The sequence below is a fragment of the Spirillospora sp. NPDC049652 genome (assembly GCF_040675125.1).
Lineage (GTDB): Bacteria > Actinomycetota > Actinomycetes > Streptosporangiales > Streptosporangiaceae > Spirillospora.
Genome location: NZ_JBFAOF010000191.1, coordinates 1 through 9,848, shown reverse-complemented (window position 1 = coordinate 9,848; position 9,848 = coordinate 1). Strand labels below are relative to the sequence as shown.

The 9,848-nt window shown below is 72.4% G+C and carries 11 protein-coding genes; 8 read left to right on the top strand and 3 right to left on the bottom strand.

Annotated features, from left to right (window positions below):
* The 4 genes from AB0J52_RS15355 to AB0J52_RS15340 form a co-directional block, all read left to right on the top strand.
* A partial coding sequence (locus AB0J52_RS15355; protein ID WP_500182216.1) for a LuxR C-terminal-related transcriptional regulator occupies window positions 1-511 on the top strand: 511 nt, incomplete at its 5' end.
* Entirely contained in the window at window positions 508-1,350 is an 843-nt protein-coding gene (locus AB0J52_RS15350; RefSeq protein WP_500182215.1) for a DUF4097 family beta strand repeat-containing protein, read from the top strand. The genes AB0J52_RS15355 and AB0J52_RS15350, both read left to right, overlap by 4 nt.
* 568 nt (window positions 1,351-1,918) lie before the next feature.
* Window positions 1,919-2,926: a methionine ABC transporter ATP-binding protein gene (locus AB0J52_RS15345; protein WP_500182214.1), complete on the top strand. Its 1,008-nt coding sequence runs from the start codon at window positions 1,919-1,921 to the stop codon at window positions 2,924-2,926.
* Window positions 2,927-3,077: 151 nt separating this feature from the next.
* Window positions 3,078-3,245, top strand: a complete 168-nt coding sequence (locus AB0J52_RS15340) for a hypothetical protein (RefSeq protein WP_500182213.1) — start codon at window positions 3,078-3,080, stop codon at window positions 3,243-3,245.
* Between the two features lie 70 nt (window positions 3,246-3,315).
* Here AB0J52_RS15340 and AB0J52_RS15335 read toward each other — a convergent pair whose 3' ends face one another.
* On the bottom strand, window positions 3,316-3,921 hold the full coding sequence (locus tag AB0J52_RS15335; protein ID WP_500182212.1) for a response regulator transcription factor: 606 nt from the start codon (window positions 3,919-3,921) through the stop codon (window positions 3,316-3,318).
* 148 nt (window positions 3,922-4,069) lie between these two features.
* On the opposite strand from AB0J52_RS15335, the gene AB0J52_RS15330 reads away from it, so the two are divergent.
* The gene (locus AB0J52_RS15330; RefSeq protein WP_500182211.1) at window positions 4,070-4,798 is read left to right on the top strand and encodes a helix-turn-helix transcriptional regulator; all 729 of its coding nucleotides are present in this window, start codon (window positions 4,070-4,072) and stop codon (window positions 4,796-4,798) included.
* A 37-nt stretch (window positions 4,799-4,835) separates the two neighbouring features.
* Here the strand turns inward: AB0J52_RS15330 and AB0J52_RS15325 are convergent, their stop codons facing one another.
* Window positions 4,836-5,789, bottom strand: coding sequence for a helix-turn-helix transcriptional regulator (locus AB0J52_RS15325; RefSeq protein ID WP_500182210.1), 954 nt, complete (start codon window positions 5,787-5,789; stop codon window positions 4,836-4,838).
* A 61-nt stretch (window positions 5,790-5,850) separates the two neighbouring features.
* Between AB0J52_RS15325 and AB0J52_RS15320 the strand changes: the two genes are divergently transcribed.
* Both AB0J52_RS15320 and AB0J52_RS15315 read left to right on the top strand, forming a co-directional pair.
* Window positions 5,851-6,987 carry an epoxide hydrolase family protein gene (locus AB0J52_RS15320; RefSeq protein ID WP_500182209.1) on the top strand — a complete coding sequence of 379 codons (1,137 nt, stop codon included), beginning with the start codon at window positions 5,851-5,853 and terminating at the stop codon, window positions 6,985-6,987.
* 142 nt (window positions 6,988-7,129) lie between these two features.
* A complete protein-coding gene (locus AB0J52_RS15315) occupies window positions 7,130-7,597 on the top strand; it encodes a cupin domain-containing protein (protein WP_500182208.1) in 468 nt (155 codons plus the stop codon).
* A 96-nt stretch (window positions 7,598-7,693) separates the two neighbouring features.
* Here AB0J52_RS15315 and AB0J52_RS15310 read toward each other — a convergent pair whose 3' ends face one another.
* Complete coding sequence (locus AB0J52_RS15310) at window positions 7,694-8,512, bottom strand: CHAP domain-containing protein (protein ID WP_500182207.1); 819 nt, start codon at window positions 8,510-8,512, stop codon at window positions 7,694-7,696.
* A 397-nt stretch (window positions 8,513-8,909) separates the two neighbouring features.
* Between AB0J52_RS15310 and AB0J52_RS15305 the strand changes: the two genes are divergently transcribed.
* Window positions 8,910-9,848 (top strand): NAD-dependent epimerase/dehydratase family protein (locus AB0J52_RS15305; protein ID WP_500182206.1); only part of this gene is annotated, 939 nt, incomplete at its 3' end.

The following is a 9,848-nucleotide window of genomic DNA, read 5'->3' as shown; positions in this document are numbered from 1 at the left end:
CGCCGCGATCGTGGACGTCCGGATGCCGCCCGGCTTCACCGACGAGGGCGTCCGCGCCGCGCTCGTGCTCCGCAAGGAGTTCCCGGACGTGTCGGTCCTGCTGCTGTCCCAGTACGTGGAGGAGCGGTACGCGGCCGACCTGCTCGCCACCAACACGAGCGGCGTCGGCTACCTGCTGAAGGACCGGGTCGCGGACGTGTCGGGCTTCCTGGACGCGCTGCGCCGGGTCGCCGCCGGCGGCACCGCCCTGGACCCCGAGGTCGTCTCCCAGCTGCTGCTGCGCCGCCACAGCGACCCTCTCGAACGGCTCACCCCGCGCGAGCGCGAGGTGCTCGCGCTGATGGCGGAGGGCCGCTCGAACGCGGGCATCGCCGCCGGCCTGGTCGTGAGCGAGAGCGCCGTCGCCAAGCACATCAACAACATCTTCGCCAAGCTCGACCTCCCGCACGCCGAGGGCGACCACCGCCGGGTGCTCGCCGTCCTGCGCTTCCTGGACGGAGACTCCACATGATGACCGCCACCGACGAGCCGGGGACCGCCGGCGAGCGGTACGCCGCCGCACCCGCCGATCCGGGGCGTCCGCGCAGGCGGGGGCCGTGGCTCTGGCTGGCTGCCCTGACCGCGCTGGTCGTCGCCGTCCCCCTGGGCCTGGAGGTCGCCGGGGTGCAGCTCGAACGGTCGTCCGACACCTCCGAGACGCTGCCGCCGCACGCCCTGAGGGCCGTCGAGATCGACGCGACGTCCGCGGCGGTGACCGTCCGGTCGGCGGCGTCCGGGCAGGCGCGGCTCCGCAAGGACCTGCACTGGACGCTGGCCCGCCCGCAAATCCGAACCTCGTGGGACGGCGACACGCTGAGGCTCAAGGCGATCTGCGAGGACGGCGCCTTCAACCGGTTCGGCCTCTGCGACGCGGAGGTGACGCTGAGCGTGCCGCCGGGCGTCAGCGTGCGGGGCCGGGTCGCCTCCGGGACTTTGGCCGTACGCGGCCTGTCGGGCGGTGTCGACGTCGTGGGCAACTCCGGCACGCTGGAGCTCTCCGACCTGTCCGGGCCGGTGCGGGCGCGCGTCGGTAGTGGTTCGGTCAACGGCGAGCGGTTGCGCAGCGGAGACGTGAGCGCCACGGCCGGATCGGGCTCGATCGACCTGGGGTTCACCAGCGCCCCCCAGCGGGTCGTCGCGCGCACCGGCTCCGGCTCCATCGCGCTGGCCGTTCCGGCAGGGTCGCGCTACGCGCTTTCCGGCCGCTCCGGCTCCGGCTCGTGGGAGATCGCGGACGGCATCGTCGACTCCTCGTCGGCGAACAGTCTCGACCTGACGACGGGCTCGGGCTCCGTCGACGTCCACTACTGACGTCCGTAGAGGGCCCGGGCTGTCCGTGATCGTGTGACCTGGGGCACGTTTGCGCAGGTAGTCGTGCTTTATCAATTTGCGTCCCGGGCGTCCGGCGGGTTTACTACCGGGCTATGACCGCCGTACGCCCGTGCCAGCAGTGCCGCCCGCAGATGACGCGGGTCATGGGGTGTATGCGCGTGTGTCGAATGTGTGACCGCTGAGGGCCCCCGCCGACCCCTGTCTCGCGCCCCGAAGCGAGCGACCTCCGACGATCCCCGTGACCGGAAGCCGCACCTCCACATGATCATCCAACGCCACCTGCTGAGCCACGCGCCGTACCCGCCCGGCCGCGCCTGAGCCGCCGCCGGACGCACCGGCGGAGCCCCCGCCGGTGAGAACGCGAGCCCGTGACGGCATGAACGCGTGAACGCCTGAACAGGCGGTCGCTTCGTGCCCGTCCAGGTGCGATTCCCGTCCGCGGTCCGTGTTCTCAGGTCTCCCGTTCCATCCGCCCTGTCTCCGACCCGCCCTTGTCCCGTCCCACCGCCGCCCGGTCCGGGCGCGGTCGCCTGCACGGATAATTCCTGTGATCCAGATCGAGAAACTCCGGAAAACCTACCGGGCCCGAGGCCGCGAGCTCACGGCCGTCGACGGCGTCGACCTCTCCGTCCGCGAGGGCGAGATCTTCGGCGTCCTCGGCCGCTCCGGCGCCGGCAAGAGCACCCTGCTGCGCTGCGTCAACCTGCTGGAACGTCCCGACGCGGGACGGATCGAGGTGGCCGGCCGCGACCTGCTCACGCTCTCCGGCGGCGAGCTGCGCGCGGCCCGGCAGGGCATCGGCATGATCCACCAGCACTTCGGCCTGCTGTCCAGCCGGACTGTGGCCGGGAACGTCGCGTTCCCGCTGGAGGTCATGGGCGTGCCGCGGGCCGAGCGCGCCGACCGGGTCGCCGAGCTGCTCGACCTCGTCGGCCTCGCCGAGCACGCCGGCGCGTACCCGGCGCAGATCTCCGGCGGCCAGAAGCAGCGCGTCGGGATCGCCCGCGCGCTCGCCGGCCGGCCCAAGGTGCTGCTGTCGGACGAGGCGACCTCCGCGCTCGACCCCGAGACGACCGCGTCGATCCTCGCGCTGCTGCGCGACCTGCGCGACCGGCTCGGGCTGACCGTCCTGCTCATCACGCACGAGATGGACGTGGTGAAGCGCATCTGCGACTCGGCCGCGATCATGCGCGACGGCCGGGTGGTGGAGTCCGGAACCGTCCGCGAGCTGCTGCTGCGGCCCGGCTCCGAGCTGGCCCGGGACCTGTTCCCCCTGCCCGTCCCCGACGTCGGCCCCGACCGCACCGTCGTGGACGTGACGTTCGAGGGCGACGCGGCCGACCGGCCGTTCGTGTCGTCCCTCGCCCGCACCTACGCGATCGACGTGAACATCCTCGGCGGCGCGGTCGAGGAGGTCGGCGGGACCCGGATCGGGCGGCTGCGCATCGAGCTGCCCGGCGCCCCCGACGTCAACGCCGCCCAGCTCGCGCACCTGCGCGACGCGGGCCTGACCATCGAGGTCCACGCCGCTCCCGGCACGGAGGTGGCGGCATGACCTGGGACGAGATCGGGCCGCTGCTGCGGCAGGGCACCGTCGAGACGCTCCAGATGACCGTCTGGGCCACCCCGAACACGGCGGTGATCACGGTGGCGCCCGCGCGTGCGCGATCGAGATTTCGGCGCGCGCGGACGGGCTGCGGCTCAGCGTGTCCAACGACGGCGCGCGCGACGGCGTCCTGGACGGCGGCGGCACCGGGCTGGCCAACCTACGGGCGCGGAGCGCGGAGGCGGGCGGCACGCTGACCGTCCGGCGCGAGGACGACCGGTTCACGCTGGTCGCCGAGTTCCCCGCGCCCGCCCTGTCCGCCGCGTAGCGACCACCCTGCCCATCGGGCGGCGTCCGCGCCGTCCCCCCCGCGCGCTGTCCAGCGTGCGGGGGACGGGTCAGATCCAGCCGGCGTCGGTGGCGATGCGGATGGCGTCCACGCGGTTGCGGGCGTTCAGCTTGGTCACCGCGGACGCCAGGTAGTTGCGGACGGTTCCGTACGCGAGCCCGGCCCGGGCGGCGACCTCGGTGGGCTCGTCGCCCTCGGCGGTCAGCCGGAGCACCTCGACCTCCCGTTCGGTGAGCGGGCAGTCCTGGACGGCGAGCGCCGCGAACGCGAGCTGCGGGTCCACCACGCGGCCGCCCGCGGCGACCTTGCGGATCGCGTCGGCCAGCTCGGCGGGCGCCGCCTCCTTGACCATGAACCCGGCGACCTGCGCCGACAGGGCCCGGCGCAGCGTGCCGGGCCGTCCGACGCCGGTGAGGATCAGGGTGCGGCACGCCGGCAGGCGCTCCTTCAGCTCCGCGGCGGCGTCGATCCCGTCCCGGCCGGGCAGCTCGATGTCGATCACCGCGACGTCGGGCCGCGCGTCCAGCGCCGCGCGCACGACCGCGTCGCCGCGCTCGACCTGGGCGACGACCTCGATCCCGTCCTCCAGCGACAGCAGCCCGGCCAGTGCCTCGCGCAGGATGCGCACGTCCTCGGCCAGCAGCACCCGGATCATCGGCGTCCCCCAAGATCGAACCGGGCTCAAGAGTCGGCCGGCCGACCCCCGGAAGGCAAGCGGAGACCGGGCGCACCGGATGTCCGGACGCACGGAACCCCGGGCGTGCCCGAACAGATCCCGGCCGAGCCGACTCTTAAAAGATCAGGTGCGGCAGGCGCCGGCCCCGAGCGGGCCGGGTGCGGCCGATCCCGCCGCCGAATCCGCCGCCGAATCCGCGCTGCCCGAGGGAGAGACCGCGAAAATGACCCTGACCGCGTCCGGCATTCCCGTCGTGGTGCACGCTCCGGACCCCATCACCCTCGCCGGAGTCACCTCCGCCCTGCGCGGCCGCGCCGGACTCCGGCTCGTCGACGACGCGGACGCCGAGGTCGCGGAGGTCGCCGTCGTGGTCGCCGACACCGTGGACGAGCCGACCCGGGGCGCGCTGCGCCGCTACTCGCGCGCCGGCCGGACCCGCACGGTGCTGGTCGCCGCGCACCTCAAGGAGGCCCAGCTCCTGGACGCCGTCGAGGCCGGAGTGGCCGCCATCCTCTGGCGGCACGAGGCCAGCGCGGACACCCTCGCCCGGGCCGTCCTCGCGGCCGCGCGCGGTGGCGCGGACCTTCCCCCGGACCTGCTCGGCCGGCTGCTCGAACAGGTCGGCCGGATCCAGCGCGGCGCGAACGCGCCGGGCGGCGGCGCCATCGGCCTCGCACAGCGCGAGCTGGATGTGCTCGGGCTGGTCGCGGACGGCATGGACACCGCCGAGATCGCCGCGAGGCTCTCCTACTCCGAACGCACCGTCAAGAACGTCCTGCACGGCGTGATGAGCCGCCTGCACCTGCGCAACCGCGCGCACGCGGTCGCCTACGCCATCCGCGAGGGATACCTCTAGACGATCCACGAGGTCGACGAGGCGCTGCGCGCCCTGATCACCGAACGCGTGCCGCCCGGAGACGGTCGGCCATGGCGCCGAGCCGCTCGACCAGCTCCGGCGGGTCGTGCACCTCGAACCCGATGTCCATCAGGGCGACCCACACGATGATCTCGTCGAGGCTGTTCGCACCGCACAGCAGGACGCATGTCTCCGCGTCGACGTGCTCCACCGTCGCCACCGTCGGCGGCATGTGCTCGGCCACGACCTCGGCCGGGGCGTGCATGGTCAAGCGCACCTGAAAGCGGTACGGAGCGCTGGAGATCGCCCGGGCCACGTAGGCGGCGAGGTCGTCGTCGGGCGGGTCCCGGGGGACGAAGCGCGGCCCGTTCGGCGTCCTCAGGCGCAGCCGGTCGACCCGGTACGTCCGCCAGTCCTCCTTGCCGAGGTCCCAGCCCACGAGATACCACCGGCGTCCCGAATGCACGAGCCGATAGGGCTCGGCCGAACGGCGGCTCTCCCGGTCCTGGTGCGACCGGTAGTCGAACCGCAGTACCTCGTGATCTCGGCAGGCCGCGGCGATGGCGGTCAGCGCTCCGGGGTCCACGGGCGCCGCGGCCCCGGTCATGGGCACGGTCATCGACTGCAGCGCATGAACCCGATGCCTCAGTCGTGCGGGCAGCACCCGTTCGAGCTTCGCGAGCGCCCGCACGGACGTCTCCTCGATCCCGGCGACGGTGCCTCCTGCGGCCGTCCTCAGCCCCACCGCCACTGCGACCGCCTCGTCGTCATCGAGCAGCAGCGGCGGCAGGTCGGACCCGGCGCCCAGCCGGTAGCCCGGCGCGCCGGCGGTGGCGTGCACGGGATAACCCAGTTCTCGCAGCCGGTCCACGTCGCGCCGTACGGTCCGCATCGTGACGCCGAGCCGCTCCGCCAGTTCCGCGCCGGACCAGTCGCGGTGGGTCTGCAGGAGGGACAGCAATCGGAGGAGTCGTGCCGAGGTCTCCAACATGCTTTCATCCTGCGCCAACCTAGGACCGGACTCGTCCTAGGCAGATCCTAACGTCCCAGGCATGGCGCAAATCACCCCGTTCCGGATCGACATCCCCCAAGCCGACCTGGAGGACCTCCGCGACCGGCTGGCTCGCACCCGCTGGCCGGACGAGCTGCCCGGCACCGGCTGGTCGTACGGCGTCCCGTCCTCGTACGCGAAGGAGCTGGCCGAGTACTGGCGGACGGCATACGACTGGCGCGGGCAGGAGGCAGCCCTCAACGAGTATCCGCAGTTCACGACCGAGATCGACGGCCAGAACATCCACTTCCTGCACGTCCGCTCGCCCGAGCCGGACGCGATCCCGCTGATCCTCACGCACGGCTGGCCCGGTTCGATCGCCGAGTTCACCAAGGTCATCGGCCCGCTCACCGATCCCCGAGCCCACGGCGGCGACCCGGCCGACGCCTTCCACGTCGTCGCCCCGTCGATCCCCGGGTTCGGGTTCTCGGGGCCCACCACCGAGACCGGCTGGGACCTGCAGCGGGTCGCACGGGCGTGGGCGGAGCTGATGAACCGGCTCGGTTACCGGCGATACGGCGCGCAGGGCGGCGACAGCGGCTCGGTCATCTCGCCGATGCTCGGCCGCATCGCCCCGCAGAACGTCGTCGGCGTGCACGTCAACGGCGCGCTCGGGTTCCCGGGCGGCGACCCGGCCGAGTTCGACGGGCTCACCCCTGCCGAGCTCGCCCGCCTCGGCCAGTACCAGGACCAGGACCGGGCCGGTTACGCGATCATCCAGGCGACTCGGCCGCAGACCCTGGCGTTCGGGCTGCACGACTCGCCCGCGGCCCAGCTGGCGTGGATCGTGGAGAAGTTCAAGGAGTGGACCGACCCGGCCCGCGAACTGCCTCAGGACGCGGTGGACCTCGACCAGATGCTCACCGACGTGAGCATCTACTGGTTCACCGGGACGGCCGCCTCGGCCGCCCGCCTCTACAAGGAAGGCCGGAAGGGCTGGGGCGCGGCGTCCGAGTACTCGGCGGTGCCGCACGGCGTCGCCGTCTTCCCCGGTGACGCCGGGGTCCGGCGGATCGCCGAACGCGAACACCGTGTCGTGCACTGGTCGGAGTTCGACCGGGGCGGCCACTTCGCCGCGATGGAAGCACCCGACCTGCTGGTCACCGATGTCCGCGCGTTCTTCCGGCTGGTCCGCTGACCCGGCCCATGCACCGGCTCCGGCCCGCGCATCGAGGGTCGGCGTTCCCCCGGAACCCGCGCGGCACGGCGGCCGGATGGACATCCGGACTGCGGTCCGTTTACTATAAGCGGACCGCAGTCCGAATATTGGAGTGTCCCTGATGCGCCTGCGTCACCTCGTGCTCGCGGCGGGAGCCGCCGGGCTCCTGCTCACCGCCTCCGAAGCCGCCGCCCAGACGTCCCCCGCGCCGACAACCGTGCCGACACCCACCGCGGACGAGCCGGTCTACGTTCCGCTCCACGGCGGCCGGTGGCTGCCCTGCGAGGGCCTCGCCGGATGCACCTACAAGCCGCTGCGCGGCAACCCCGCGACGGGCCCGTCCGAAAGCGTCTTCCGCCTGAAGGCGGGCACCGAGTTCGCCCCGCACTGGCACACCAGCCCCGAGCACGTCCTGGGCATCTCGGGGAAGCTGGTCTGGAACGTCGAGGGCGGACCGCACGCCCGCATCGGCCGAGGCGACTTCCTCTACTACCCCTCGAAGGCCGTCCACTGGGGCAAGTGCCTGCAGGGCGCGGACTGCGTCTACAAGGTCTACGACGACCTTCCCTACGACTTCCACGCCAACTGAGGGAAACGGAAAAGCGCGGGTGGAGGCACAAGCCCCCACCCGCGCTCTCACTCCTCGCCGAGGCTCACGTCACGGCGGGGGAGCGGGGCCGGGCGATCAGAAGTGGAGCATCCACTGGAAGGCCGACTGGGCGTTGCTCACGCGCAGGTGGTGCCGCGTGCCGTAGTGCAGCGGCGTGTTCCAGTTGTACTCCTCGACGTCGAACGAGCCGTCCGAGTAGACCTTGTTCACGTAGGCGACGTGGCCGACCTTGTGGACGTCGTTGACGGCGATCGCGCCGACCTTCGGCGTCTTGTCGACCTTCACCCCGACCCGGCGCGCGGCGTTGTCCCACATGCCGGCGTTGCCCCAGGTCGTCTTCCAGTGGTTGTTGAAGCTGCGGACCCCGAGGCGGCTCGCGATGCGGTAGGCGGCGAACGCGGTGCAGTTGTTCTGGGCGAAGCCGCGCGCGTTGTGGTCGTAGTCGTTGCGCGGCGTCTGCCCGCTGCCGGGCTTCGGGACGCCGAACGAGTGCGAGGCGTTCTGGTTCTTCAGACCGGAGTTGAGGTTGCCCTTCGCCCCGGCCTTGAAGTCCTGGTACCGGCCGCCGTAGTTGCTGTTGAAGTACACGCGGACGGTCTTGCTGCTGCGGTTCCAGACGGACGCGGCGGCGTTCTTGACGCACTTGCCCTTGCCCGCGCCCGCGCTCTTGAAGTCGTAGCAGCCCGGCTGCTTGTCCCCGTAGTTGCCGATCGACCCGGTGAAGTCGGAGAGCGAGCCCTTCTGGTTGCTGTTGTAGTACAGGCAGAACTCGCCGGTGTCGCACTTCCCGTTACGGCCGGCGGCGTCAGCGGACGAGGCGGTGGTGGCGAGAACGCCCCCGCCGAGCGCGGCCACGGCGGCCGCCGTGGTCAGAGCCTTGCCGAGCACCTTCATGCTTGTCCCTTTCACGTGCTTGGAACCGGGGTCGCGGACCCCTGAGCGGATCGGACTTCGGCCTGTCGTCCAGGCCGGGAACCCAACGACGCGCGGTGCGGGCGACGGCCTTGGGCGCCGACGTCTTGCCGAGGCGGAGATCATGCTCGTCGATGCCCGGGGCCGTCCACAAGAAGGTCCGTGTTGTCAGGCTGTAAGCGAACCTCCCCGGCCTGCGGCACCCGCCACCTGACAGCCGACAGGGGGCGTAAAGCGCAGAACTGTCCGGATTTCCGTCGCAAGGCGCTTCGCGAGGGGATCCAGCGGGCCGCCCGGCCCGGCGGGGAAGTTCTTACGAGGTTCATACGGCTGCCCCGGATTCGGACCGGGCGACGGCTCCGCGACCTACGTTCGGGCCATGCGAGTGCTGCTCACGGGATCGGCGGGCTTCATCGGTTCGCACATCGCGGACGCCCTGGAGGCGTCCGGCCATGACGTCGTCCCCTTCGACATTGCCGCGGCCGCGGCCGACACGGACGCCGGTGCGCCGACCGCCCCTCGGACGGGGTTCAACGGCGGCCCCGGCGACGTGCGGGACGCGACCGCCGTCGCCCGAGCCGTCCGGGGCGTCGACGCCGTCTGCCACCAGGCCGCGATGGTCGGGCTCGGCGTTGACGTGTACGACCTGCCGGCCTACACGTCCGTCAATGCGCTGGGGACGTCCGTCCTGCTGGCGGAGATGGCCCGCGCGGGCGTGCGGAAACTGGTGCTGGCGTCGTCCATGGTCGTCTACGGCGAAGGCTCCTACGAATGCGTCGTGCACGGCCGGACACGTCCGCGTCCGCGTGCCGAGTCGGCGTTGGCGTCCGGCGTCTTCGAACCGGCGTGTCCGCGATGCGCCCGGCAGCTGCGCCCCGGGACGATCGACGAGAGCGCCTCCGCCGACCCGCGCAACGTGTACGCCGACACGAAACTCGCCCAGGAGAACCTCGCCGCGTCGTGGGCGCGCATGACGGGCGGATCGGTCATCGCCCTGCGCTACCACAACGTCTACGGCCCCCGGATGCCACGCGACACCCCCTACGCGGGCGTCGCCGCCCTCTTCCGCTCGGCCCTGCTCCGGGGCGAGGCCCCGCAGGTCTTCGAGGACGGCCTCCAGCGCCGCGACTTCATCCACGTCCGGGACGTGGCCCGAGCGAACGTCCTGGCGCTGGAACACCCGTCCTACGCGCCCTTCGCCGCCTACAACATCGCGAGCGGCCGACCCCGCACGATCGGCGACCTGGCCGACGCCCTCGCGACGGCCTGCGGCGGCCCCCGCCCGGTGGTCACCGGGGCCTACCGGCGGGGCGACGTG